General features: G+C 69.6%; 20 protein-coding genes. 10 read left to right on the forward strand and 10 right to left on the reverse strand.

The window, feature by feature from the left end; all coding sequences use genetic code 11:
* Nucleotides 1-61: 61 nt before the first annotated feature.
* Both ACWEKM_RS22230 and ACWEKM_RS22235 read right to left on the reverse strand, forming a co-directional pair.
* Nucleotides 62-874 (reverse strand): AfsR/SARP family transcriptional regulator, encoded by an 813-nt coding sequence (locus tag ACWEKM_RS22230; RefSeq protein WP_451622916.1) that lies wholly within the window; start codon nucleotides 872-874, stop codon nucleotides 62-64.
* Between the two features lie 187 nt (nucleotides 875-1,061).
* A complete protein-coding gene (locus tag ACWEKM_RS22235; protein ID WP_451622917.1) occupies nucleotides 1,062-1,961 on the reverse strand; it encodes an LLM class flavin-dependent oxidoreductase in 900 nt (299 codons plus the stop codon).
* Nucleotides 1,962-2,173: 212 nt separating this feature from the next.
* Here ACWEKM_RS22235 and ACWEKM_RS22240 point away from each other — a divergent pair, with 212 nt between their 5' ends.
* Nucleotides 2,174-3,376 carry an IS110 family transposase gene (locus ACWEKM_RS22240; RefSeq protein WP_451622918.1) on the forward strand — a complete coding sequence of 401 codons (1,203 nt, stop codon included), beginning with the start codon at nucleotides 2,174-2,176 and terminating at the stop codon, nucleotides 3,374-3,376.
* A gap of 41 nt (nucleotides 3,377-3,417) precedes the next feature.
* Here the strand turns inward: ACWEKM_RS22240 and ACWEKM_RS22245 are convergent, their stop codons facing one another.
* On the reverse strand, nucleotides 3,418-3,723 hold the full coding sequence (locus ACWEKM_RS22245) for an antibiotic biosynthesis monooxygenase family protein (RefSeq protein WP_451622919.1): 306 nt from the start codon (nucleotides 3,721-3,723) through the stop codon (nucleotides 3,418-3,420).
* Between the two features lie 124 nt (nucleotides 3,724-3,847).
* The gene (locus ACWEKM_RS22250) at nucleotides 3,848-5,320 is read right to left on the reverse strand and encodes an MFS transporter (protein WP_451622920.1); all 1,473 of its coding nucleotides are present in this window, start codon (nucleotides 5,318-5,320) and stop codon (nucleotides 3,848-3,850) included.
* 260 nt (nucleotides 5,321-5,580) lie between these two features.
* Here ACWEKM_RS22250 and ACWEKM_RS22255 point away from each other — a divergent pair, with 260 nt between their 5' ends.
* Both ACWEKM_RS22255 and ACWEKM_RS22260 read left to right on the forward strand, forming a co-directional pair.
* Nucleotides 5,581-6,885 carry an NDP-hexose 2,3-dehydratase family protein gene (locus ACWEKM_RS22255; RefSeq protein WP_451622921.1) on the forward strand — a complete coding sequence of 435 codons (1,305 nt, stop codon included), beginning with the start codon at nucleotides 5,581-5,583 and terminating at the stop codon, nucleotides 6,883-6,885.
* Nucleotides 6,882-7,901, forward strand: coding sequence for a Gfo/Idh/MocA family protein (locus ACWEKM_RS22260; RefSeq protein ID WP_451622922.1), 1,020 nt, complete (start codon nucleotides 6,882-6,884; stop codon nucleotides 7,899-7,901). Before ACWEKM_RS22255 ends, ACWEKM_RS22260 begins: the two co-directional genes overlap by 4 nt.
* On the opposite strand, the gene soxR is transcribed toward ACWEKM_RS22260, so the two are convergent.
* The gene (gene soxR / locus ACWEKM_RS22265; protein WP_451622923.1) at nucleotides 7,864-8,319 is read right to left on the reverse strand and encodes a redox-sensitive transcriptional activator SoxR; all 456 of its coding nucleotides are present in this window, start codon (nucleotides 8,317-8,319) and stop codon (nucleotides 7,864-7,866) included. The genes ACWEKM_RS22260 and soxR overlap by 38 nt on opposite strands.
* A gap of 244 nt (nucleotides 8,320-8,563) precedes the next feature.
* On the opposite strand from soxR, the gene ACWEKM_RS22270 reads away from it, so the two are divergent.
* Nucleotides 8,564-9,706: an IS701 family transposase gene (locus ACWEKM_RS22270; RefSeq protein ID WP_451622924.1), complete on the forward strand. Its 1,143-nt coding sequence runs from the start codon at nucleotides 8,564-8,566 to the stop codon at nucleotides 9,704-9,706.
* Here the strand turns inward: ACWEKM_RS22270 and ACWEKM_RS22275 are convergent.
* Nucleotides 9,682-11,649 carry a helix-turn-helix domain-containing protein gene (locus ACWEKM_RS22275; protein ID WP_451622925.1) on the reverse strand — a complete coding sequence of 656 codons (1,968 nt, stop codon included), beginning with the start codon at nucleotides 11,647-11,649 and terminating at the stop codon, nucleotides 9,682-9,684. The two genes, ACWEKM_RS22270 and ACWEKM_RS22275, sit on opposite strands and share 25 nt — an antisense overlap.
* 188 nt (nucleotides 11,650-11,837) lie before the next feature.
* Between ACWEKM_RS22275 and ACWEKM_RS22280 the strand changes: the two genes are divergently transcribed.
* From ACWEKM_RS22280 to ACWEKM_RS22290, 3 genes are all read left to right on the forward strand, one after another.
* The gene (locus ACWEKM_RS22280; protein WP_451622926.1) at nucleotides 11,838-12,575 is read left to right on the forward strand and encodes a 50S ribosomal protein L11 methyltransferase; all 738 of its coding nucleotides are present in this window, start codon (nucleotides 11,838-11,840) and stop codon (nucleotides 12,573-12,575) included.
* 14 nt (nucleotides 12,576-12,589) lie between these two features.
* Nucleotides 12,590-14,710: an aminodeoxychorismate synthase component I gene (gene pabB, locus ACWEKM_RS22285; RefSeq protein ID WP_451622927.1), complete on the forward strand. Its 2,121-nt coding sequence runs from the start codon at nucleotides 12,590-12,592 to the stop codon at nucleotides 14,708-14,710.
* A 214-nt stretch (nucleotides 14,711-14,924) separates the two neighbouring features.
* Entirely contained in the window at nucleotides 14,925-15,998 is a 1,074-nt protein-coding gene (locus ACWEKM_RS22290) for an LLM class flavin-dependent oxidoreductase (protein WP_451622928.1), read from the forward strand.
* Between the two features lie 221 nt (nucleotides 15,999-16,219).
* Here ACWEKM_RS22290 and ACWEKM_RS22295 read toward each other — a convergent pair whose 3' ends face one another.
* From ACWEKM_RS22295 to ACWEKM_RS22310, 4 genes are all read right to left on the reverse strand, one after another.
* Entirely contained in the window at nucleotides 16,220-17,389 is a 1,170-nt protein-coding gene (locus ACWEKM_RS22295) for an acyl-CoA dehydrogenase family protein (protein WP_451622929.1), read from the reverse strand.
* A gap of 77 nt (nucleotides 17,390-17,466) precedes the next feature.
* On the reverse strand, nucleotides 17,467-18,243 hold the full coding sequence (locus ACWEKM_RS22300) for an SDR family NAD(P)-dependent oxidoreductase (protein WP_451622930.1): 777 nt from the start codon (nucleotides 18,241-18,243) through the stop codon (nucleotides 17,467-17,469).
* Between the two features lie 353 nt (nucleotides 18,244-18,596).
* On the reverse strand, nucleotides 18,597-20,756 hold the full coding sequence (locus tag ACWEKM_RS22305; protein ID WP_451622931.1) for an oxidoreductase: 2,160 nt from the start codon (nucleotides 20,754-20,756) through the stop codon (nucleotides 18,597-18,599).
* 224 nt (nucleotides 20,757-20,980) lie between these two features.
* Nucleotides 20,981-22,213: an NAD(P)/FAD-dependent oxidoreductase gene (locus tag ACWEKM_RS22310; protein ID WP_451622932.1), complete on the reverse strand. Its 1,233-nt coding sequence runs from the start codon at nucleotides 22,211-22,213 to the stop codon at nucleotides 20,981-20,983.
* A gap of 278 nt (nucleotides 22,214-22,491) precedes the next feature.
* Here ACWEKM_RS22310 and ACWEKM_RS22315 point away from each other — a divergent pair, with 278 nt between their 5' ends.
* The 3 genes from ACWEKM_RS22315 to ACWEKM_RS22325 all read left to right on the forward strand — a co-directional run bounded on the left by ACWEKM_RS22315 (nucleotide 22,492) and on the right by ACWEKM_RS22325 (nucleotide 25,327).
* Nucleotides 22,492-24,189 (forward strand): PucR family transcriptional regulator, encoded by a 1,698-nt coding sequence (locus ACWEKM_RS22315; protein WP_451622933.1) that lies wholly within the window; start codon nucleotides 22,492-22,494, stop codon nucleotides 24,187-24,189.
* 215 nt (nucleotides 24,190-24,404) lie between these two features.
* Entirely contained in the window at nucleotides 24,405-24,878 is a 474-nt protein-coding gene (locus ACWEKM_RS22320) for a MaoC/PaaZ C-terminal domain-containing protein (protein ID WP_451622934.1), read from the forward strand.
* The gene (locus tag ACWEKM_RS22325) at nucleotides 24,875-25,327 is read left to right on the forward strand and encodes an acyl-CoA thioesterase (protein WP_451622935.1); all 453 of its coding nucleotides are present in this window, start codon (nucleotides 24,875-24,877) and stop codon (nucleotides 25,325-25,327) included. The genes ACWEKM_RS22320 and ACWEKM_RS22325 overlap by 4 nt, the downstream gene beginning before the upstream one ends.
* The last annotated feature ends 148 nt before the right edge of the window (nucleotides 25,328-25,475 follow it).

The following is a 25,475-nucleotide window of genomic DNA, read 5'->3' on the forward strand; positions in this document are numbered from 1 at the left end:
GGGTTCGACCGGTGCCGCCCCGCGGGCTCGTCCACGCGGGACCGGACGGCCCGCGCGGCCCTCACCACGACGGGCGGGTCGAGGAGCTGGCGGCCGCCCTCTCCCTGCCCGGGGTGAGCCCGTCCATGAGGTCGGTGTCGAGCCGGGGGTCGCCGGTGAGGATGGCCTCGTGCAGCAGCCGGACCCGCAGACACGGTTCGATGCCGAGTTCCTCGTCGAGGATCCGCCGCAGCCGGTGGAACGCCTCCAGGGCCTCCACCTGCCGGCTGGACCGGTACAGGGCCAGCATGTACTGGGCGGTGAGGTTCTCGTTCAGCGGATGCCGCGCGGACAACGCACCCAGCTCGCTGAGGAGTTGATGATGCAGGCCGAGTCGCAGCTCGGCCTCGAAGCACTGTTCCATCATGCCGAGCCTCAGCTCGGTGAGGCTGTTCACCCGCTCGCGCAGATGGGGCCCCGGCGTCACATCGGCCAGGACCTCTCCCCGCCACAGGGACAGCGCGGCGCGGAAGATCCGGGACACGGCCCGGTCGTCACCGGTGCGCTGTGCCACCCGGCCCTCCTGTAACAGGCGGGTGAAGCGGGTGAGGTCGAGGGTCTCGGGTTCGGTGACGATGCGATAGCTGCGCGAGCCCGTGACCAGCTTCTTGCGGGCGGACTTGAGCGAGCAGACGGTGGGCGAGCGGGCGAGGGAGCGACGGATCTGCAGGATGTAGGTCTGCAGGGTCGGCAGGGCGCTCGGCGGTGGACTGTTCTCCCAGAGTTCCTGGCTGCATATCTCGGTGGACACCGGAAGATTTGCGTGCAGCAGTAGCAGCGCGAGCAGATGCCGCTGTTTAGGGGCCGTCGGAAGGTACTCGATCCCATCGTCCATGGCGGAGATCGGCCCCAGGACACGAAATTCCATTGATTCCCCTGAACGATACGGGGGCAGTCTGGATCCTGCCGCGTGAGGCCACCACTTTCTGCCACGGATCGACCGGGATGCAACGGAAGGGGGGATATTCTGTCAGGTGGCCGAGGATGTCGGTCACCGTGCGTTGTCAGCCGCCGCTTTGCAATCAGGCGATCAACTCCCTGGCCTTCCCTAGTAGTTCGATCTGCTGCTCCCAGGACCCGCCGATGGGGCAGACCACGACGTGTTCGGCGCCCGCGGACGCATACGCCGTGATGCGCTCGGCGATCAGTTCGGGCGGTCCGGACACCGCGACCGCATCGACGAGTTCACGCGGGAACCCGAACTGTCCGTGCAGCATGTCCACCAGGGCGTCGTGCGAGAGCCCGCCCAGGTGCCCGTCGAGCGCGGCGAACACGCTGACCGTGACGCGCGACACCGACCGCCCGGCCGCGGCACTCAACTCCCGCAGGGTGTCCACGCCTTCGGCGACGCCCTCGGGGGTGATCGCGGCCGGCAGCCAGCCGTCGCCGAGGGTCGCGGCGCGGCGCAGGGCGGCCGGTGATCCGCCGCCGATCCACACCGGCGGCACGGGCACCGCCGGGGCGAGGGCCACCGTCGCCCTGGGCAGATCGGGAAGGTCCGTCGCCCGGCCGGCCAGCAGCGAGGGGAGCGCGCGCAGCGCCGCGTCGGTGCGCCGGGCCCGTTCGGCGACCGGCACCCCGGCGGCCTGCCACTCCTTGGCCGGTACGCCGCCCAGGCCGACGCCCAGGTGCAGCCGGCCCGGTGCCAGTGCGTGCAGTGAACCGATCTGCTTGGCGGCCCAGGACAGTCTGCGCAGCGCCAACTGCAGTACGCCGAAGCCGACTTCGAGCCTGCTGGTGGCGGCCGCGGCCGCGGCCAGCGCAACGGTGCTCTCCAGGAACGGGGCACCGGTGGCCAGGTGGTCGCTGGCCCACAGCGAGTCCAGGCCGGTCTGCTCGGCGCGGCGTGCCACCTCCTGCGGGGTGGGCAGCGAGCCGTCGGGAGCGGTGAGGGACGAGTACGAGATGCCTGTCTTGACCATGGGTTCTCCGTAAGTTGTTAGGCGGCCCGGGAGGGCCGGGTGTGGCTTATGGGTTCTTGCCTTCAGTGGCTTCGAAGGAGTGGCCGCCCGGCTCTCCGGGGCGCCCTGGCTGCTGATTGAGATGTGCGCGCTTCGTGCGGTCGCTGATTACGGAGATGACAGCGGGGTGTTCCTCGGGCCGACGGCATGCCGGATGGTGCGAGGAGGGGCGAGTGAACGAGCGGAAGGCCCAGGTCTGGGCCGGCGTCGATGCTGGCAAGGGCCACCACTGGGCGGCGGTGGTCGACGAGACCGGTGCGACCCTGTGGTCGAAGAAGATCGAGAACGATGAGTCGGCGATTCTGACCGCGCTTGGCGAGATCCTGGAGCTGGCGGACGAGGTCCACTGGGCTGTGGACATCTCCGGCACGTCCTCCGCGTTGCTGCTGGCCCTGCTCGCGGCCCACGGTCAGCGGGCCGTCTATGTGCCCGGACGCACGGTGAACCGCATGTCGGGCGCTTACCGGGGCGAGGCGAAGACCGATGCCCGGGACGCCTACGTCATCGCTGAGACCGCCCGCCACCGCAACGACTTCGCCGCGATCGACGTGCCCGCCCAGCTGGCCGCCGACCTCGCGCTGCTGACCGCTCACCGTGCCGACCTGGTGGCCGATCGGGTGCGGATGATCAACCGTCTTCGCGACGTGCTCACCGGCGTTTTCCCCGCGCTGGAGCGGGCTTTCGACTACTCGGCGCACAAGGGCGCCCTGGTGTTGCTGACGGGCTGCCAGACCCCGGCGGCGATCCGGCGCCGCGGACGGGCGAGGCTGACGGCCTGGCTGGCCAACCGCAGTGTCCGCGGCGCCGACATGGTGGCCGCGACCGCGCTGGAGGCCGCGCATGCCCAGCAGACCGTGCTGCCCGGCGAGGACGTCGCCGCGCAGATCGTCGCCGACCTGGCAGCACAGATTCTGGCCCTGGACGATCGTTTGAAGCGGATCGACAAGCAGATCCGTGAGACGTTCCGCAGCCACCCGCAGGCGGAGATCATCGAGTCCTTGCCCGGCATGGGTCCGATACTCGGGGCCGAGTTCGTGGTCGCTGCCGGTGACCTGTCCGCCTACACGGATGCCGGTCACCTGGCCTCGGCGGCCGGACTCGTCCCCGTCCCCCGTGACTCCGGCCGACGCACGGGCAACCTGCACCGGCCCAAGCGCTACAGCCGCCGCCTGCGCCGGGTCTTCTACATGTCCGCGCAGACCAGCATCATCCGCGAAGGCCCGAACCGGGACTTCTACTTGAAGAAGCGCGGCGAGGGCTGCAAACACATCCAGGCCGTCATCGCCCTGGCCCGCCGACGAGCCAGCGTCCTGTGGGCGCTGCTGCGTGACGGAAGAGTGTTCACCTCCGCCTCGCCGGCCACGCAACCGGCTTGACTTCGTCATTGAGACTCCTCGGGCGGATGAGCAGGCGGCGGTCACTGCGCGGCCGGGGCCGGCTCCCCCGTGCTCACGACGGCGCAGCGGTGGTGATCGATGTCGACGAGTCCCTTGGTCCGGCCGAAGATCTGCCGGAACTCGTCGAGCGCCGCACACCGCTCGAAGGACTCCTGGTCCGCCCAGAGCGCGAGACTGAAGTAGACGTCGGGCTCATGCAGCGACCGGACCAACTGATGCCGGATCAGCCCCGGCTGCCGTTCCATGAAGGCGCCGCCCCGGGCGTAGATCTCCTCGTACAGCTCGTTCGAACCGGTCACGGTGATCCTGTTGGCTATGACGTACATGCGGGCTCCAAACGGTGAGCGGGTGGCGCGTCGGGCCTGACGGTGCGCGGGGGACGGCCGTAGCCGGCGACGGCGGAATGGCGTCGGCTCCGGCCGTCGGTCTCGGCCGTGCTGGTTCTCGGGATCAGACGTGCTGGTTCTCGGACTCGGCCGTCCGCTCCGGGGCCGGGCCCGCGGGACGGGGCGCGGCGGAGCCGGTGAGCATGGCCAGTACCAGGACCGAGCCGACGGCGCAGACGCCCGCCACCCACCACAGGGCGATGTGCCAGGCACTGGTGAAGTGGTCGGCGAGTACGGCGTGTTCGGGACCGCCGGGCAGATTGCCCGCGGAGATCTCCTTGGCCAGGCGCGCCGAACCGACCCGGCTCTGGATCAGGCTGACCAGCAGGGACCCGAAGATCGCCAGGACGAGGGCCTCGGCGCCGCCGCGGATCGTGTTGAGGAACCCGGCTGCCATGCCCGCCCGCTCCGGCTCGACCTGGCTCATGGCCTGGCCGTCCGTGATGCCGAACGAGATGCCCATGCCGATGCCGATCACGACCAGCGGCCCGGCGAGACGGACCGCGCCGATCCCGGGCTCCAGGACGGTCAGCCAGGCGCTGCCCGCCGCGATGAGCAGCAGCGCGAGCATCATCAGGATGCGCGGCGGGAAGCCACGGGTGATCAGCCAGCCGCCGAGCTGCGGGGCGACCAGCACCGGCACCGTCATCAGGAGCATGGTCACACCGGCGCTGGTCGCCGAGGCGTCACTCGCGCCCTGGAAGTAGGTCGGCAGGTAGGTCAGCGTGCCGACGAAGCCGATCGACGTGAGCAGCGTGCCCACGCACCACCCGGTGTAGCGGCGGTTCTTGATCAGGGTCAGGTCGAGGACCGGGTGGACGCTGCGGCGCTCGATGACCGAGAACGCGATCAGCAGCAGCACACCGAGGACGAGGGCGGCCACGATCAGCGGGTTCCCCCAGCCGCTCTCCGGCCCCTGCACCAGGCCGATCATCACCAGGGCCAGACCGAGCACGAAGGAGATCACGCCGGGGATGTCGACGCGCGGCCGTTCCCCGGCCCGCGACTCGCCGACCTTGACCGTGCCCAGCAGCACGAAGACCAGCACCACCACGTAGAACAGGAAGCCGGCGCGCCAGCCGAGGCTGCCCACCAGCCAGCCGGACATGGTCGGCCCGAAGGCGATGCCGATGCCGACCACGGTGCCCATGGCGGCGAACGCGCGGGTGCGCGCCGCCCCGTCGAACGTGGTCGCCAGGATCGCACCGGAGCTGGCCAGCACGCCCGCGGCGCCGACGCCCGCGACGGCGCGGGACAGGTCGAGTACCGCGATGTGCGGTGCCAGAGCGCTGATCAGCGAGCCCAAGGCGAACAGCCCGCCGCCCAGAACGAAGATCCGGCGCCGCCCGAACAGGTCGGACAGCGAGCCCGCGACGAGCGTGATCGCCGCGAAGAGCAGGTTGTAGATGTTCACCACCCACATCAGGGGGGCGCCCGAGGTGTCCAGGTCCTTGCCGATGTCCGGCAGCGCCACGGCCGCACCCGAGATGGACATGGGCACGACGAGAACGCCGAGCAGCACAACGACGAGCGTCATGGCCGGACTCGACTGTGGTGGAGATGACTTCGTTCCGGCTGTGCTCATCGTTTTCCCTTCCCGGGTATGACGCGGACAGCAGTGAACTTAGAAGGTCAAGTTCGGTTGAGGTCCAGTCCGGCTCGCGAACTTCGTCAGGTCACACAGGGGCCCAGATTCCCGTCAGGAAGTCTCTAGGGCGGTGGGCGAGCCTGGTCACGACGGCCGGGGCTCCCCCCTCCGGCCGACCCACGACGGTCCCCCACAAGGAGTGTGCGACGGTGTTCACGGACCTGGCGGATTTCCACCGATGGCTTGCGAAACGTCACGAGGCGAACGAGTACCGGGTGACCCCCGCACCGCTGAACCGGCTCGACGGCTGGATCACGGACCCGGTCACCGGCGATCTCCACCACACCAGCGGCCGTTTCTTCACCGTGCACGGGCTGGACGTGACCGGTTCGGGGCGCGAGGTCGGGCACTGGCAGCAGCCGATCATCAACCAGCCGGAACACGGCGTCCTCGGCATCCTGGTCAAGGAGTTCGACGGCGTACCGCACTGCCTGCTCCAGGCCAAGATGGAGCCGGGCAACGTCAACACCCTCCAGCTCTCCCCGACCGTGCAGGCGACCCGGAGCAACTACACCCGCGTCCACCGCGGCCGCGCGGTGCCCTATCTGGAGCTGTTCATCGCGCGCGGACACGGCCGCCCGCTGGCCGACGCGCTGCAGAGCGAACAGGGCTCGTGGTTCCTGGCCAAGCGCAACCGCAACATCGTCCTGCGGATCGACGACGACATCCCGGTCCTCGACGACTTCTGCTGGCTCTCGCTCGAGCAGATCGGCGCTCTGCTGAGGGTGCACGACCTGGTCAACATGGACACCCGTACCGTTCTGTCGCATCTTCCGGACGCGCTGCTGCCCGCGGGCGAGCGCTTTCGCGGCGCCCCCGCCCACCCCCTGCCGGACCTGTTCAACTGGCTGACCCACCACAAGACCATGGACCGCACGACGCGCCGCACCATCCCGCTCGCCAAGACCGCGGGCTGGCGGATGACCGACGAGGAACTGCGCCACGAGCACGACCGCTACTTCCGCATCGTCGGCGTCGACGTACGGGCCGAGAACCGCGAGGTCGCCCACTGGTCCCAGCCGATGCTCGCGCCCTGCGGCGCGGGCGTCGTCGCCTTCGTCGTCCGCCGTATCGGCGGTGTCCCGCACGTCCTCGTCCAGGCCCGGGCCGAGGCCGGCACCCCGGACGGCGTCGAGATCGCCCCGACCGTGCAGTGCAGCCCCGGCAATTACGCGCACCTCGCCGACGGTGTGCGCCCCCGCTACCTCGACACCGTTCTGTCCGCGCACCCGGGCCGGGTCCTGTTCGACGTGGTGCACTCCGAGGAGGGCGGCCGCTTCTACCACGCCCGCAACCGCTATCGGGCCGTCGCGGTCCCCGACGACTTCCCCGTCGACGTCCCGGACGGCTTCCACTGGGCGACCTGCGGCCAGCTCGCCCAGGTCAACCAGTACGGGGGGCTGCTCAACGTGGAGACACGCAACCTGCTGACCTGCATGGGGTTCATCGCATGACGCCGCAGCGGCCGGTACGCGTGGGGGTCATGGGCTGCGCCGAGTTCGCGCTGCGCCGCATGCTGCCCGCCATGGCCGACAGCCCGGACATCGAACTGGCCGCCGTCGCAAGCCGCCGCCCGACCACGGCCCGCGAGGTCGCCGCGCGCTTCGGCGGCACCCCCGTGCAGGGCTACGAACGGCTGCTGGACTTCCCGGGCCTGGACGCCGTGTACATCCCGCTGCCGAACGCGCTGCACGCCGAGTGGGTGCTGCGCGCCCTCGACGCGGGGCACCACGTCCTGGCGGAGAAGCCCCTCACCACCCGTGGCGGTCTCACCCGGGAGGCCGTGCGGAGGGCCGAGGGGCGCGGGCTCGCCCTCGTGGAGAACTTCCTGTTCGTGCACCACCCGCAGCACGCCCGGGTGCGCGAACTGCTGGGCGAGGAGATCGGCGAACTCCGGCAGCTGTCCGCCGCGTTCGCGATCCCGCCGCGCCCCGCCGACGACATCCGTTACCGGCCGGACCTGGGCGGCGGCGCCCTGCTCGATGTCGGCGTCTATCCGCTCAAGGCCGCGCAGCACTTCCTCGGCGCCGGCCTCACCGTCGTCGGCGCCGCCTTGCGGCAGGGCTCCACCGGCGTCGACGTCGAGGGCTCGGTGCTGCTGCGCCGCGCGGACGGTGTGTGCGCCCAGCTGTCCTTCGGCATGGACCACGCCTACACGTCCCGCTACGAACTGTGGGGCAGCCGGGGACGCATCACCGTGCACCGGGCCTTCACGCCGCCCGCGGACCACCGGCCGGAGGTGACGGTGGAGCGGGACGGTGCCCTCCGCGGCGTCGAGCTCCCCGCGGCCGACCAGTGCGCCGCGGCGGTCGCCGCGTTCGCCGCGGCCGTCCGCGACCCGGAGTCCTGCCGTGCGGCGGCGCAGCGCTCCGTGGACCTGGCCCGCCTGACCGACGGCGTCCGTGCGGCCGCCGCCCGAGCCGCCCGGCACGTCACGGCAGCCGCCGCGCCCCCGGGCCCTGGTGGCTGAGCACATCGTGCGGATTCGACAGCGCACAGTGTTCCAGCGACAGGCAGCCGCAGCCGATGCACTCCGTCAACCGCTGCCGCAATGCCCGCAGTTGACGGATACGGGCGTCCAGTTCCGGCTGCCACGACCGGGCCAGCCTGGCCCAGTCCTCGCGGGAGGGCGTGCGGCCTTCCGGCAGCTCGGCGAACGCCTCCCGGATCGCGGCCAGGGAGATCCCCACTGCCTGCGCGGTCCTGATGACGGCGACCCGGCGCAGCGTGTCCCGGCGGTAGCGCCGCTGGTTGCCGTTCGTACGACGGCTGTGGATCAGTCCCTCGTTCTCGTAGAAACGCAGTGCCGAGGGGCGCACGCCGCTGCGTGCCGACAGCTCCCCCATGGTGAGTTCCTTGGCCGGCAAACGGGACGGTTCTCGGTCCATCCACACACGCTATGAGCCCTGGGTCGTCCTCCCGATCGACTCGCACCGACTGTGTCATGTCACCGGAGCACCGGGCGTCTTCCCAGGTCACCGGCGCTCCCTGGTGACCTGGACAGCGAGACCGACGCAGAAGTGTGTGGTCGGCGGCCCTCCCGCCGGGCGGCCTGGGCACCGACGGTGGAGTCAGCCACCGACAGACACCTCGTGGTGACCGTGCCCCAGTAGCAGCGGGAGAAGAAGCATCGTGATCGAATCCGCCGGACCCGGACCGTCCTCCAGGCTCTTCGCATCCCTGCGCCGCCGTGACCAGCGCACCAAGGCGGAGCTCTACCTCTCGGGGCTGCTCGCCACCGAGGGCCGCAAGTCGGTGCGCAACATCTCCGCCTCGCTGCACGGCGCGGGCGACAGCTCGACGGAACAGAGCCTGCACCACTTCATCACCAGCTCGACCTGGGACTGGGGTCCCGTGCGCGCAGCCCTCGCCGCGACGCTCACCGAACGCGCCCCGCGGCATGTGTGGACAGTGCGGGCCCTGCCGATACCCAAGGCGGGCACCCACTCCGTCGGTGTGGACCGGCTCTATGTGCCCGGCCTCGGCCAGTCCGTCCACGGCCAGTTGGCGTTCGGCCTGTGGTGCACCAGCGAGCAGCTGGCCGCCCCCGTCGACTGGCGGCTGCACCTGCCGGACAGCTGGCTGAACGAGGCCCGGCGACGCGCCCGCGCCGAGATACCCGCGTCCGCCGCGCCGGAGGACCTGGACGAGTGCGCCGTCTCCCTGGCCCTCGGCGGCGTGGGCCGCGCCACGGGCCGCCCGGTGGCGCTGGATCACGTACCGGCCCGGCCCGGCGCCGTCGCCGACGCGTTCACCCGGGCCAGTGTGCCGTTCCTCGCCCGGATCACCGCACGGACGCCGCTCGCCGTCGCCGACCCCGCGCTGCCCGGCGCCGGGGCCGGCCCGCTGCCCGCCGGGCAGATCCTGATGGCGCTGCGCGGGCTGCGCCGCCCGGTGACCTGGCCCGACCTCGGCCGCGGCCAGGTGCGCCGCACCTCCTTGGTGGCCGCCGTCCCGGTCCGCACGGGCCGCGCCGCCGCCCGGCACCGGCTGCTGCTGCTCGGCGAGTGGACCGACCCGTGCCGCCCGCCCGTGGCCCTGTGGCTGACCTGGGTACGGGGCGCCTCCGCGGGCACACTGCTCCGCCTGACCAAGTACGCGGCCCGGGTCCGCGCCGACGGCGAGCCGCTCGGCGACCGAGTCGGCCTGCGCGACTTCGAGGGCCGCTCCTTCCCGGGCTGGCACCGGCACATGACCCTCGCCTCCGTGGCCCACACGGTGTCGGCGGCGGCCTGTGCCGCGGCCCCCATCTACGAGCTGCCGCTGTCCGCCTGACGCCGGACGGTGCGCGGCAGCCGGCCGAGCAGCGTGTTACGGGTCCGGTGCAGTCTCAGCGCCAGCTGGATCTCCAGGGTGCGCCCCGGCTCCTGCCAGTCCTCCCCGAGCAGTTCGGTGATCCGGTCGAGGCGGCGGGCGACCGTGTTCGGGTGGATGTGCAGCACGCGGGCCGCCCGCCGTGGGCTCGCTCCGGCCGCGAAGTACACCTCCAGCGTGCGGGCGAACTCCGTGTACCGCTGTTCGTCGTGGGCCAGCACCGGTCCGAGCACCGACTCCACATACGTCGGAACGCTCAGCACATCCGTCAGCAGCACGCCCAGGAAGCCGAGTTGCTCCGGCGTGGCGACGCTTCCCTGGTTGCCGAGTTCGGTCAGCGCGGTCAGACATCGCTGGGCGTCGTCGTGCAGCCCCGCCACCTCCGGCAGGCCGGTCCGCGGTCCCGCCGCCCCCACCGTCACCGGCACACCCAGCAGCGGCGACAGCTCCTTGTGCGCGGCCTGCGCGGCGGCCGCCGCGTCACCGCCGGGCAGCAGCAGCGACAGACAGTCGCCGCGCACGCTCTTGAGCCCCTGCTTGCGGTGCGCGTACGACGTCGCCCACGCGGTCGCCCGCCGCAGCGACCCGCCCTCCGGACGCGCCACGACCACGACGTACGGCGTCTCGGACCCGATCCCGAGCCGGGTCGCCTGCTCCCCCAGCTGCCGCCAGGCAAGGCTCGTGGAGTCCGGTGCCAGCAGCGCCTCGAACAGGTCGTCGCGGGTGCGTCCCTCGGCCATCGCCCGGTTCCGGTCGCGCAGCAGGGACAGCGCGATCGCCCGGACCACCATCCGCAGCGAGCGCGGACCCCGCTGCCCGGTGAACGGCGTGTCCGGCAGGAACAGCACCGTGCCCAGCGGATCGCCGCCGCCGGTGACCGGGGCCACCCACGCCCCGTCGTCCATCGGCACCGGTTCGCCCGCCGCCATCGCGTCGAGACTGCGCTGGGTGAGGATCTCGTCCTCGTACTCGGGCGGTCGGCCGTGCGAGGCGAGCAGTTCGCCGCCCAGCTCGCGCACCGCCAGCGCCCCGCCCAGCGCGGTTGCCGCCACCTCCGTGATCGTCTCCAGCGGGCTGCTGTCGTCCACCAGGCCCAGCAGGTGGTCGTACGCCGCCTCCATCCGGCGGTGCGCGCCGACGATGGACCACGCCTGGGCGGCGTCGCGTTCCAGCTCCGCCTTCTGCGCGGCGAGCGATTCGATCAGCCGTGCCGTGCCGATCGCGGTCGCGGTCAGTGAGGCGAGTGTGGACAGCGAGCTGATCTCCTGGGCGGTGAACCAGCGCACTGCGCGATGCGCGGCGTACAGGGCCCCCGACACCGCGCCGGGCCCCTGGAACGGCACGGCCACCATCCCGCGCAGGCCCTCCGCGCGCACCACGTGATCGATCTCCTCCGCGTGCTCGATGGAACCGTCGGCCAGATAGTCGGAGGTCGAGAACGGGGCCCCCTTGTCCAGCGCGGCACGCCCGATCCCGGACGGGGCGGTGATCCGCAGCCCTATGTTCAGCGCCGTCACATCGCCCTCCGACGCGACGACCGTGAGCGATCCGTCGGCCTGCTCCTGCAGACCCAGAAAGGCGAGATCGACCCGGAGTAATCGGCGCGCCCGCTGCGCAGCGGTGCGCAGCGTGCCCTGCACGCTCTCGGCCATCGCCGCGGTCAGATCACGGGAGGTGTCCACGAGCGAGACCAGCGTCGCCTCCCGGTCCTGCGCCAGCGCGAACCGGTCCAGGACGGACAGGCCGAGCAGGACCGCCTGCTCCAGTTCCTGCACCTGCTGTGTGCTCGCGCCGCGCGTTCTGGCCTCGGAGAGCAGTTCGTCCAGACGATGTGCCGCTCCTTGCTCGGCAAGGGTGGTCAGGACGTCCATCACCGTGGGAAGCCGACGGGACACAGCTGACATGGTTCTTCATCTCCAAGGGGGGTGGGCGGTGACGCCTGGTGGTGACGTGAACACTGCAAGAGACCGTCAACCTTGTCATGGGATCACCTTTTGCGTGGTCATCACCTTGCCCAGAATGACAGGCGGCACGGACCGCGGTGCGCAGGAGGCGGGCGGCTACGCGCCCGCGAACCCAGGGGAGGGGACCGATGAAGGGCGTCCGCAGTTACGAACGCTCGCTCGCCCGCAGCAGGCTCGCACGGAGCCGGGAGGACCGGCCCGAGGTCTTCACGCTGCACGGCCGGCAGTGGGACCTGTTGGACGATGTGTTCGCCCCACCGTTCTCCCCGTCGACCGGTGTGGCCATGGACCTCCTCGGCCTCACCGGGTCCGGGCGGCCGCCCGCCGGCTCCTTCCTGGAGATCGGCTGCGGCACCGGTGTCATCGCCGTGTCGGCGGCCCTCGCCGGCTGCGACCCCGTCGTCGCCGCGGACATCAACCCTCACGCAGTCCGCAACACCGGGCTGAACGCCGCGCGTCACGGCGTCGCCGGACGGGTGCGGGCGCTGCAGAGCGACCTCTTCGCGGGCATCCCCGAAGCGGCACGCTTCGACACCGTGTACTGGCACTCCAACTTCGTACTGGCCCCGCCCGGCTACCGGCACCGCGACGACCACGAGCGGGCCTACGTCGACCCGGGCTACGAGGCGCACCTGCGCTATCTGCGACAGGCTCCCCGGCGGCTGGCCGAAGGGGGCCGGGTGCTTCTGCACTTCTCCAGCCGCGGCGACCTCGAAGCGCTGCGCCTGAGCGTCGCCGGCGACGGCAAGGACCTGCGCCCGATCGCCTCGGCGACCGTGCGGGAGGGCACGCGGGGCACGGAGGCCGTCGAGTACACGCTGCTCGAACTGATCACCGCGGCAGGCCGACCGGCCGCGTCCCACTGACCACCGGAGCAGACTTGCGCACGCTGATCGTCGACAACTACGACTCCTTCACCTTCAATCTCGCCCATTGCGTCGCCCAGGTGACGGGTGTCGAGCCGACCGTGATCCGCAACGACGACCCCGCCTGGCACCCCGGGGTGCTCGACACGTACGACAACGTCATCCTCTCGCCCGGCCCCGGCACCCCGGTGCGCGCTGGCGACGTCGGCATCTGCCGCGAGGTCGTCGAGCACGGCACGCTGCCGATGCTGGGCGTCTGCCTCGGCCACCAGGCCCTGGCCCTGTGGCACGGGGCCAGGGTCGGCCGCGCCGCGGAACCGCGGCACGGTCGGCTCTCGCCCGTCCTGCACGACGGCACGGACCTGTTCGCCGGCCTTCCCGACGGGTTCCAGGCGGTGCGCTACCACTCGCTCGCCGCCACGGACCTGCCCGAGGAGTTGGAGGCCACCGCCCGAACCCCGGACGGCGTGCTCATGGCACTGCGGCACCGTCACCGCCCGCTGTGGGGCGTGCAGTTCCATCCGGAGTCCATATCCACCGAGTACGGGCACGAGATACTCGCCAACTTCGCCCGGCTGACCCGCGAGCACCGGGCCCGCCGCGGCCTTCCCGTCCGTCCGGCCGCCGCCTGCCGGGCCCCGCAGCCGCCCCGGCCGGGCCGCCCCGCGCCCGTGCTGCCGCCGCCACGGCACCGGCTCAAGGTGCTGACCAGGCGGCTGCGGACGCGCTGGGACAGTGAGACCGTCTACGGACACCTCTACCGCGCCAGCGGCCACGCGTTCTGGCTCGACAGCAGCCGCAGGGACGGCGCCGCCGGCCGGTTCACGATGATGGGCGACACGGCCGGGCCGCTGGCCCGCCTCGCGACCGCCGATGTGTGGCACGGCACCGTCACGGTCACCTCCGCCACGGGCACCCGGACCGAACCCGGCGCCTTCCTGGACTGGCTCGACGCCGACCTGCGCTCGATGGACACCCATGTCCCCCCGCTGCCCTGTGACTTCGCGCTCGGCTGGGTCGGTGTGCTCGGCTACGAACTCAAGGCCGAGTGCGGCGGCGCGCGCGCCCATCGCTCCACGGAACCCGACGCGGCGATGATCTTCACCGACCGGGCGATCGTCTTCGACCATCTGCTGGGCACGACCCATCTGCTGGCCCTCGCCGAGGACGACGAGGCACCGGCCCTCGCCTGGCTCGACGCCACGGCCGCCCGCCTGAAACGCCTCGCCGCCGCCGAGCTGCCCCCGCTAGGGGAGGACCTCGACGCCGCTCCCCTGACCGACCTCCGCCTGCGGCACGACCGGGAGACCTACCTCGGGCTGATCGACCGCTGCCAGGAGGAGATCAGGGCGGGCGAGACCTACGAGGTCTGCCTGACGAACATGATCACGGCCACCGGCGACCTCGACCCCTGGCAGGCATACCGGCGGCTGCGCCGCACCAGCCCCGCCCCGTTCGCCGCCCTGCTCACCTTCGGCCCGGGCCTCTCCGTGCTGAGCACGTCTCCGGAACGGTTCCTGCGCGTCTCCGCCGAGGGCGTCGCCGAGTCGAAGCCCATCAAGGGGACCCGGCCGCGCGGCGCCACCGCAGCCGAGGACGCGGCGCTGATCGCGGATCTGCGCGGCAGCGAGAAGGACCGGTCCGAGAACCTCATGATCGTCGATCTGGTCCGGAACGACCTGGGCCGTACCGCCCGCACCGGCTCGGTCACGGCCGACGAACTGTTCCACGTCGAGAGCTACGCCACGGTCCACCAGCTGGTGAGCACCATCCGGGCGCGGCTGCGCGACGACGCGGGCGTCGTGGACTGCGTACGGGCCGCCTTCCCCGGCGGATCGATGACGGGCGCCCCGAAACTGCGCACGATGGAGATCATCGACCGGCTCGAAGGCGGACCGCGCGGCATCTACTCGGGTGGGCTCGGTTATCTGTCGCTCTCCGGAGCGGTCGACCTGGGCATCGTCATCCGCACGCTCGTCGTCACCCCGGGCCAGGTCCGCTACGGGGTCGGCGGCGCGATCGTCGCCCTGTCGGACCCGGCGGACGAGTTCGAGGAGACCGCGGTGAAGGCGCGGCCCCTGCTCACCCTCTCCCGGGAGGGATTTCCGGGGCGCACACCGCAGCCGGTCCGCTGAACGAGGGCCGGTGCGCGGCCGTGACCGGCTGGTTCTTCCCACCGCGCCGCAAGCGGGACAACGCGCCCCTTGTGGGCACGGACGCGCTCCTTGTGGGCACGGAGAAGACCGGCGTCGGCTCTTGGAACTATTCACATGGCTTCTTCGCCGCACCTCGCAAAGACTGGGCGCAGCCCTGGAGGGACGACTCGGATCCCCGAGAAGGAGTCGCAAAGTGAGTAAGGCAGTCGAGGTTCGCTTCGGCCTGGAGCTGGGCAGTGCATGGAACTTGATCACCGAGCAGGGGCGAACTCTTCGCGACTGCTATCGGCGCACTCTCCGTCAGACGCAGGTGGCAGAGCGCGCCGGTTTTGACGCGATCTTCACGGGCCACTACTACGCCCGCCACCCGGTCCCGATCCTCCAGCCCTGGCCGCTGCTCGGCAACCTGGCGTCCTTCGCGGGCGACATGCAGCTGGGCACCGGAATCCTGCTGCTTCCCCTGCTTCACCCGATCGATGTGGCCGAGGAATCAGCCACGGTGGATGTGCTCAGCGAGGGACGTTTCATCCTCGGTGTGGGGGCGGCCTATGGCGAGGAGCTCGACCACTTCGGGATCGAGAAGAAGACGCGCGGACGACGTGTCGAGGAGATGATCGAGATCATCCGCGCGATGTGGCTCGGTGATCGCTTCGACTTCTCGGGTGACTTCTTCGAACTCAAGGGCGTCGAGCCGACCTTGCTGCCCCACGCGCAGGCCGGTCCCGAGATCTGGCTGGCCGCGAACGCCGACGCGGCGGTGCGGCGGGCCGCCCGGATCGCGGACACCTGCTTCTTCAGCCCACACGCGAACCTCACCACGCTGGGTCGTCAGCAGGACCTCTTCCTCGAACACTATGGAGCGGCCGAGCGCGGACCACGGCCGACCTGGTTGCCGCTGATGCGCGAGGCTTTCGTCGCCGAGACCACCGCTGAAGCCAGGCGCCTCGTGCGCCCCTATGTGGAGCGGCAGTATCACGAGTTGTACATCAGCCACGGTCAGGACAAGGTGATGCCTGCCGGTGACGACCGTTTCGACCTGCCGATCGACGAGCTGGCGCACGAGCGCTTCATCGTCGGCGACCCCGAGACGGCGGCACAGGAGATCATCAAGTATGTCGAGCGGGGCTTCGACTACCTGGTCCTACAGGTCCCCTGGTGCGAGGTCGACGACGCGGCGAACGAGCGCGCGATCGAGCTGCTCGGAACCGAAGTGTTCCCGCGCGTGCGGGAGTTGTTGGGAGCCGGCGGACCGCGCATCGCAGGGTGAGCTGTTTCCCACTTGGCTGAGTGTCGCGGCGGCTCAGGACGTCGGCGCGGCCCGCCGAGTCGACGGTTCGCCCCGGCCTCGTGTCCGTCGACAGCGTGACCCGGCCTTGTGCCCGCGGCTCTCGTGCCGGACAGGGCGGACCGTGCTACGGCCCCTGTCCGGCACTTCTCAAGAGAGTCCCCTTCTCAGGAGAGACCCCGGTGTCAGGACAGACCCCGGTGTCAGCGCCGAGCCGTGAGGACGCTGTCGGCGACCATCATCATCAGGACGTCGTTCGTGCCCTCGGCGATCGGCATCAGGGCCGCGTCGCGGTAGTACCGTTCGACGGGGAACTCGGTGGTGAACCCGTAGCCGCCAAGGATGCGCATGGCGTCGTACGACGCGTTGAGACAGGTCTCGGCCGCGTACGCCTTGGCCATGGCGGACTCTACGGTCGCCCGGCCCTCCTCCTGGGTCTTCACGGCGGCATTGATCAGCAGCAGCCGGGATGCCTCGATCTCGACCGCCATCTTCGCGAGCCTCAGCTTGACCGCCTGGTAGTCGCCGAGCGGGTGCCCGAAGGTCTCTCGCTCGGTGGCGTACTTGGCGGCAGCCTCCAGGCTCGCGCGGGCGATGCCGACCGCGGCGCCCGCCATATAGATCCGGCCGCGGTCCAGGGCGGACATCATCTGGTAGAAGCCCTGGCCCTCGACGTCGCCGAGCAGCTGCCCGACGGGGAGCCTCGCGTCGTCGAAGACGAGCTCGCACAGGTCCAGTCCGCGGTGGCCCAGCTTCTTGATGTCCCGGCTGATGGTGTAGCCGGACATATGGCGCTCGACCAGCACCAGGCTCATACCGCGGTGGGCCGGCTCGGCGTTCACATCGGTGCGCACCAGCATCACCAGGGGGGCCGCGTGCCGGGCCTGGGTGATCATCGTCTTGGTGCCGTTGAGGACGTAGTGGTCGCCGTCGCGCACCGCGGTGAGCCTGATGTTCTTCAGGTCCGTGCCGACGGAGGGCTCGGTCATGGCGATACCGCTGGTCCGCTTGCCCGCGGCCAGTTCGGGCAGGTACGTCTGCTTCTGCTCCTCGGTGCCGTACTTGCCGATGAGCCAGGCACCGCTTGCCGAGCTGCCGACGACGCTGGCGAGGCCCATCCAGCCCCGGGCCAGTTCCTCGAAGACAAGGCCGTAGCTGACGTAGTCGACGTCCGAACCACCGAACTCCTCCGGGACCGACATGCCCATGAGGCCGAGTTTTGCCATCTCGGGCAGCAGGTCGGCCGGGTATTCGTCCCGCGCCTCGCGCTCCATCGCGGTGGGGATCACACGCTCGTCCACGAATTGGCGCACCACCGCACGCAGCGCCTCGTGCTCCTCGGTGACGCCGAGGACCGTACGACGGTTGGACATGATTGCTCCGATCAGACATCCGGCGTGGGTCGGGGGAGGGCAAGCCGTCTCCTGCGGAGTCGGGCCGGCCGTCGGCGTCAGGTGGCGATCCAGCCGCCGTCCACGTGGATCACGTCGCCGCTGATGTAGGCCGCGCCCTCACCGGCGAGGAAGAACACGGTCGCGGCGATCTCCTCCGGCAGACCGGGACGACCGGCGGGGATCAGCAAGTTCATCAGGTCGGCGTTGACCCCGACGCCTCGGTTGGTGTCGACCAGGTCACCGAGGATCTCCCCGGACGTCGCCCGGATCCCGGTGCGGACGGCGCCGGGGGCGACGACATTGGCGGTGATGCCGTACTGCCCGAGATCGTAGGCCAGACGACGGGTGAGACCCTCGATGCCGGCCTTGGCGGCGCAGTAGGCGATGCCGTCGGGCATGGCGCGGCTCGCCGCGATCGAGCCGATGGTGATGATCCGGCCGCCGCGCTGAGTGATCATCTGCTCGGAGACGGCCTTGACGGCGTTGAAGCAGCCGGTCAGATTGATCCCGATGATCTTGTTCCACAGCTCGGCGCCGGTCTCCTGGATGCCGGCGACCCCGTCGAACACACCGGCGTTGCTGACCAGCACGTCCACCCGGCCGGTCTGCGCCACCACCCGGTCGACGAGGTCATTGAGGGCCGCGGCGTCCGTGACGTCCACCGGACGGCCCTGCACCAATTCGGAGCCGAGCGACTGCACGGTTTGCTCCAGGCGCTCCTTGGACAGGTCCGCCAGGAAAACACGGTCACCGGCTTTTGCGAAAGTCGCCGCCACAGCCGCGCCGATCCCGCTTCCGGCACCGGTGACAACGACGCTCCTGGGTTCCGTCATATCCATTTCCCTTACTCGCGTTATACGTCTACTCGCGTTGTACGTCGGCTGTGGTCTGTCATGGCGCTGATATCTCCCGACGACTCACACATTAGGTCGGCCCTCCCCCGACACGTCACTGGTGGAGTTACCACCCGTGGAACGAGACGTTGGAACACCACCGATTCATGGCCGAAGACCCCGTCTGTTCTGCGGTACGTCCCGGCGCGGCTCACCGCGGCGATCACCAAACAGAAGGGCTGACGGCCACCGCACCATATGAGGCGGGCCCCGCTGCTGCAGGCCCCGCTACTGCGGGCCGCACTGCTGCGGGCCGCACTGCTGCGGGCCCCACCTCATCGTGTGCTGTCGGGTCAGTACAGCGGCGAGGTCGCCCGGCTGCCGACGACGAAATCGGCCTCCGTGGCGTCGATCAGACGACGCTCGCGTACGAAGGGCAACGGCTGGGCGGGGTTCGGGGAGTCGATCTCCCGGGCGAGGCGGTGCCCGGAGAAGACGGCGTCCGCGATGAAGTTCGGCCGCACGCAGTCACCGATCCGGTACACCGCTTCGATCCCGTTCTCGGCCCACTGCGCCGAGCGCCCCTTCAGCTCCCGGTACAGCCCGGTCTGCGCCTCGCGCTGGCCGACCAGGATCACGCTGTCCACGGCCTGGTCGTACGTCTTTCCATGGCTGTGCACCTGCAAGCCGTTCGAGGTCGCTCCGGTCACCGTGCTGCTGCTCCGGATGTCCACGCTCAACGCCTCCAGGTCGAGCATCAGGCGCCGGTGCTCCTTCGTGAACTTGGTGTAGTGCCCCACTGATTCGGCGGGTGTCACCATGGTCACCGTATGTCCGTCCCTCGCGAGACTCTCCGCGAGTCCGGGGCCGACGAAGTAGCCGTCGGTGTCGAGGACAACAACCCGCTCTCCTACCGGCTTTCCGGCCTCCAGGACGTCCTCCGGCGTCAGCAGGCGCTCACCGAGGGCGGAGAGGAAGTCCATCGGACGACGGTCGTACGGGGACAGACCTGCGCGGCTGTACCGGGAGCCGGTGGCCACGACCACCAATCCCGCGCCGTAGTCGAGCACTTCGTCGGCGTCGAGCCGGGTGTTGAAGATCGTCGTGACGTTGTTCAGCTTCGAGAGCTGGAACTCGCGGTATTCGATGAGCCGCCGCCACTCTTCACGCCCCGGGATCCTGGTCACCCAGTTGAGGCAGCCGCCGAGTTGCCCGGTGGCCTCGATGAGGTGGACGTTGCGCATCCCCCGTTTCCCGAGGACCATGGCGCACTCCATACCGGCCGGGCCCGCACCCACGATCAGCACGTCGTTGTCGTGGTTGCTCGCCTGTGTGAAGCGCTCGGGGTGCCAGCCGCGCCGGAACTCCTCGCCGATCGTGGCGTTCTGCGTACATATCTGGTGCGCGTAGGCGACGTCCCTGGACACACAGATGTTGCAGCCGATGCACTCGCGGATGTCCTCGATCCGCCCTGTGCGGATCTTCTCCGGCAGGAAGGGGTCCGAGATGCCGGCGCGTGCGGCGCCGATGAAGTCGCACTGTCCCGAGCGGATGACATCGACCATGGTGTCGGGGCTGTTGAACCGGCCGACGTTCACCACCGGTTTCCTACTGTGTTTCTTCAGATGTGCGACGAACGGGGCCTCGTGGTTCTCCTTGGCCGTACGCGAGGACTGGGCGTCAAGTCCCCAGTCGTAGCCTCCGATCACCAGGTCCCAGTAGTCGACGAGGTCGTCCATGTGCTCGATGAACTTCGGGGCCTCGCCATGCGCCCGCATGCCGCGCTCGCCGATTCCGAGCGGCTCGTCCAGCGTGTCCACCCCGAATCGGAGTCCGACCGCCACCGAGTTCCCCAGCGCCGCCCGGGCCTTGGTGAGCGTCTCGCGGGCGAACCGGGCCCGGTTCTCGAAGCTGCCGCCGTATGCGTCGGTCCGCGTGTTGTAGTACGGGATGAGGAAGTGCGCCAGGAGCGACGCCGCGTGCCCGCAGTGGAAGGTGATCAGGTCGAAACCCGCATCGCGGGCCCGCAGGGCGGCCTTGACATGCAGTTCCTGGATCTCCTCGATGTCCTCCAGCTCCAGCGCGGCTGAGGTCGCCGCGTAGCCGACCGGCAACCCGGACTCACCGGCGACCGGGATCACGCCTCGTGCGTTGAGGCCGCGTCCCTCCGTGGCGAACCCGATGGAGGAGTGGTACTCCAACTCGATTCCGGCCAGACTGCCGTGCTCGTGGATCCGGTCCACGACATAACGCGCATTGCGTACGTCACCCTCGTCCCACAGGCGTGCGAGGGGCGCCGGCGACTTGTCCACCTCCGGCGCGATCGAGGTCGCCTCGGTGAAGACCACGCCCCACCCGCCCTCGGCTTTCATCGCGCGGTAGCCGGCCATGTGACTGGGCCGCTCGGTACCGAAACCCGCGGCGTGGGGTGTCTGCCAGAAGCGGTTGCGAGCAGTCTTCGGTCCCAGCTGCACAGGCTCGAAAAGAATGTCGTACCTGCTCGACGATGCCATCCGGGTGGCCTCCCTCTTTCCTTGTGTCCGCCCGATGATGAAGGGTGACGTCACCGTAAGCGGCGCCGATTCGGGCTTCCATTGGAAATCTCATCAAGAACCCGACTGACGTTGGTGAAGAACACAGGGGCGTCGTTTCTGCGGTCCACCCGGAAAGTGATACGTGACTTCATCATTCACCGAGGCGGGTCTCGGTCGCGAGCGGAAAGCCAGGATTTACCGGATCACTCCCGGCCGTGCAGCCCGGGCCGGTCCAGGGCGAGATGCTCGCGCAGCGGGTCAGATTCGCCGACGATCATCTGGGCGAGGATCTCCCCGCAGACCGGACCGGTCGCCACCCCGTAGGAGTGGCCGGTGTTGACGTAGATGCCCTCGATACGGTCCACGATGGGCAGTTGGTCGCGGGTATGACCGACCAGGCCCGCCCACAGACCGGTGACGCCGAGTTCGCCCAGGCGTGCGCCTCGATCGAGGGTGGTGTCGATCATGGCCTGGGTCGCCGACATGCTGATGTGCGGATTGAGGGAGCCGGACCCGTCGATGCTGTTGCCGATCAGCAGTGCGCCCTCGGTGTTCTGCGCGAGGGTGTCGTCGTAGCCGAAGCCGTCGTCCGCCCCGGTCGGCCGCGGAGGCGGGAACAGCCGGGGGTCGTAGGACGGCAGATCGGTCAGCGCACCGCAGCCGGCCACGCCCCGTGGACCGTGCAGAACGGCTCCCGGGGAGTATGCGATCGGCTGGGTGACCAGCTGGCCCACCCGTGAGGTCACGAGGGGGAGGTCGATGCCTTCCGACCGCAGATTCACCGACCAGGCACCGGTCGCCCACACCACTCCCCCGGCGTGGATGTCGCCACGGACCGTGCGTACACCGATGACGGTGTCACCTTGCCGCACTGTTCCCAGAACGGCTGTGTTCTGAAAGACACGCACACCGTGACGCAGACAGGCGGCACCGAGGCCGCGAGCGAATGCCTGGGTGTCGATCTGCGCGTCGTCGGGGCAGTGGACGGCGCCGATGGCGGACTCGGGCAGCACCTTGGAGTGTTTGAGTGCCTCGCGGGGCGTGACGAAGGAGACGTCGAGGCCGACCGCGCGACGATCCTCGACGTAGTCGTCCAGTACGGCCTTCTGGGCTTCGTTCTCGTAATAGAACAAGCCACTGTTGCGGCGGAACTCGAAGGTCGGGCCGAGCTCCTCCTCGTAGTCGGCGTAGTGTGCGAGGCCGCGCCGGGCGAGCTCCAGCTCGCAGCCGCTGCGGCGAAGCTGCAGCCAGAGGGCGCCGGAGTTGCGCCCGGAGGCACCGAAGGCGAACATCCGCTGCTCCGCGATGACCACGTCGTACCCGCGCCTGTTCAGCTCGAACGCGGTGCACAGACCGACGATCCCGCCCCCGACCACGACGATGTCGGCCGTGTCGAGCGCCCGGAGCCCGTCCATGCTGCCTCCCTGTGTGCCCATGACCGTATCCGTGGCACAAGGTCCCCGACCGTCTCACCGGAGTGCGCCAAAGGCCGCCGGAGGCCGACCGAAGTAACATCCCAGCCTCGCCGGCCGCCTCGACCCACCCTAGGCAGACGCGACCAGAAGCCCTATTGGAAGTCTCCCGATCACCAGGTGCCCACATTGATAACTATTACAAGCAGGACAAGACTGGATGCTACCTAGTCTGGCTGGATCGCGAGGGTGTGTGGCAGGCAGGTGAACAGATGCTCCCGGACTGTGTGGGGACCTTTCAGATGACAGACATGGTGACGGGGTGCACGCTCGGGGACCTCCTCAGGAACGACCGGCTGGGTCTGACCCTGCTCGTCGGCACGCCGGACGCCGACTCGCGCGTGGTCCGGGGTGCGCACCTCCTGCTGGGCCATGACATCGGCGGCCACCAGGACGACGTGGTGCTGGTGAGCGTGGACCGTCCGGACGACGGCGCCTCGCTGCTCAGCGGTCTCTCCGAGGTGCTCGCTCTTCCCGGCTCGCGGATCATCGCCACCTGGCTGCCGCGGAACGGCACGCCGGAAGGGCTGGCGGAGGCCGCGGGTCGGCACATCCTGCTGGGGCTGCCGGCCGACGGCGATCCGGCGGAGCTGATCTGCGAGATCGCCAGGGCGACCGCTCTCGTGGAGACGACTCTCACCGGACGGCTCACGTCCCTGCAACGCTCGCTGACCCAGGCACTGGCCGAACCGGTTCCCCTCAAGGCGCTCACCTCTCGTGTGGCCAAGATGTGCAACGCGGTGGTCACCGTCATCGGTGCCGCCGGCACAGCCGAGTACCCCACCGGCCCCCTTCCCCTCTCCCTGTTGATTCCCGAGATCAGCCGCACCCAGAGTGACTCCCAGACCTTCGCGGTCGACGGCTGGTACGGGATCGCCGTAAGAGTCGCCACCAGCACGTCCGCGGCAGACAAGGACGGCTGGCTGCTCGCCACCAGCCGACGCGCGTCCTTTCCCGACCGCTACTCGGAGGCGGCCGTGTACATCGCGGCCTCTCTTGCCGAGACGAGCTTTCACATCGACATCGCCGCTCAACAGCAGGAGAAGGCCGTACGCAGCGCCGTCCTGGAGGAGGCGCTGGCGATGCGCCTGGAGCGCCAGAACACCGAACTGGCCGGCCGTATGGCCTCCCTGGGGATCTCCTTCGAGCAGGAGACCCGCATGATCTTCGCGGAACTCCAGCATGCCCGCTCCCCCGCCCGGGAGATGTCGGCACTCGAGAATCTGTACTTCCATCTGCAGCGTCATCTGAACAGCGACGGCATCCCGCACCTGCTCGTGCTCCGGGAGAACGCTGTCGTGGGGCTTTTGCAGGCTTCGGCCTCCACGGTCAGGCGCACCTTCGTCAAAGTGGGACAACCGTCCGCGGACTTTCTGCTCGGCATCGGCCGCAATGCGGTCGACGTCGGCCATGTGGTCGACTCCTACCACGACGCCCAGCTCGCCGTGCGATTCCTGCGCCGCGAGGACACCACCCGGCGCAGCATGTCGAACGAGGAGTTCGACTTCGCGACCCGTCTCTTCTCCGACGTGGGTCTCGACAAGATGGGCGAGTGGGCGAACGAACTGCTGCGGCCGCTGGAGGACAAGCAGACCATGCTGCTCACGCTCTCCACCTACTTCGAGCATCGGCAGAACATCATGGAGGCGGCCGATGCTCTGTCGGTCCACCACAACTCGCTCAGATACCGCCTGTCGAAAATAGAGTCGACCCTGGACCTCAGCTTGCGGGACCCGGCCGCGGTGTCCTCGCTCTTTCTGGCCCTGACCGCGTTGTCCATGGTGGAAGCGCAGTCCCGCGCCCAGCGCGGAATCACTCCGGTCGCGCGGACCGGTCAGACGGCAGTGGCGCGCGGAGCGGAGGCCGAGGGCGCCGTCTTCGACGAGGCCGGGCGGGGTCTTGCCGAGCGCTTCGGTGCGGCCGTGGGTCCGGAACGCTGACCGCCGACCGTCACTGTGACCCGGCAGGCTTCGCTCCAGGAAGCACAGGAGCGAAGCCTGCTTGTTTCTGATCTTCCGATCCGTCTCTCCTCTGGAAATCTCCCGCATATGAAGTGGTTCTTTCGGAACGAGACCAATGGTGCCACCCGACATCGGAGGCGAGACTGGGATCTGTTACCGCTCAAGACGGGCAATAACCTGGAAAGTTGAGGCATATGTCCCTGTTGGAAACGGAAGTCGCCGCGACCGGTCTGCACTTCGACGATTTCTCGGTGGGTCAGAGCTGGGTCACTCCCGCTCGCACCATCACCGAGGCGGATGTCGTTGCGTTCGCGGGAATATCCGGCGACTTCAACCCGCTGCACACCGATGAGGAATTCGCGAAGAACACGCAATTCGGCGGCCGCATCTTTCACGGGCCGGGTGTCTTCGCCGTGGCCACCGGGCTGGAGTCCCGTCTGGGCATCAAGGACGGCACGGCCATCGCCTTCCTGGGCATGAACTGGACCCTCAAGGCAGCTGTACGGATCGGCGACACGATCAAGGTCCACCAGCAGGTCGCCGAAGTCCGCCCCTCCTCCTCCAAGCCGGACCGGGGAATCGTCACCTTCGACGTCCAGGTGACCAACCAGAACGACGAGGTCTGCCAGGAAGGCCAGTGGATCGTCATGTTCAGGAGGAAGCAGTGACGAACGCCGGCCCCGACGGCATCTCCGCCGGCGCCGACACGCGGGTGATGCCCACGGCCTTCGTTCATACGCATCGCGTGCGGTACCACGAGGCGGACGCGCAATCGTTCCTCTTCAACAGCCGCTATCTGGAGATCGCCGACGTGGCGATGACAGAGTACTTCCGCCATCTGGGCTGGCCCTACGACAAGCTCAACGCATCGGGCGTCGATCCGTCCGTGGTCAGCGCCCAACTGCACTTCAAGGCTCCTGCGTTCTTCGATGATGTCCTCCAGGTCCATGTGGCGTGCGTGCGGATCGGACGCAGCAGCTTCGAGCTCGATCTGAACGTGAAGCGCGACGCCACGGAACTGGCGAGGATCAACATCGTCTATGTGAACGTCGACGCCGATACGGCAGCCGCCCGCCCGCTGCCGCAGGCCGTCGCCGCAGCCCTGACACCGGTCTGAGACGACCCGACGCCGCGCGAGCCATTCGGTCGGAGCCCTCCAAAAACGCGGCTCACATTCCTTGGACGTCTCACAGTGATCCGCCACGCGAACCGGAATCCGACCAATGGATCGGCCCTCGGCATGTCACTAGCGTCGCCTTCATCAT

The sequence above is a fragment of the Streptomyces sp. NPDC004752 genome, assembly GCF_053601275.1.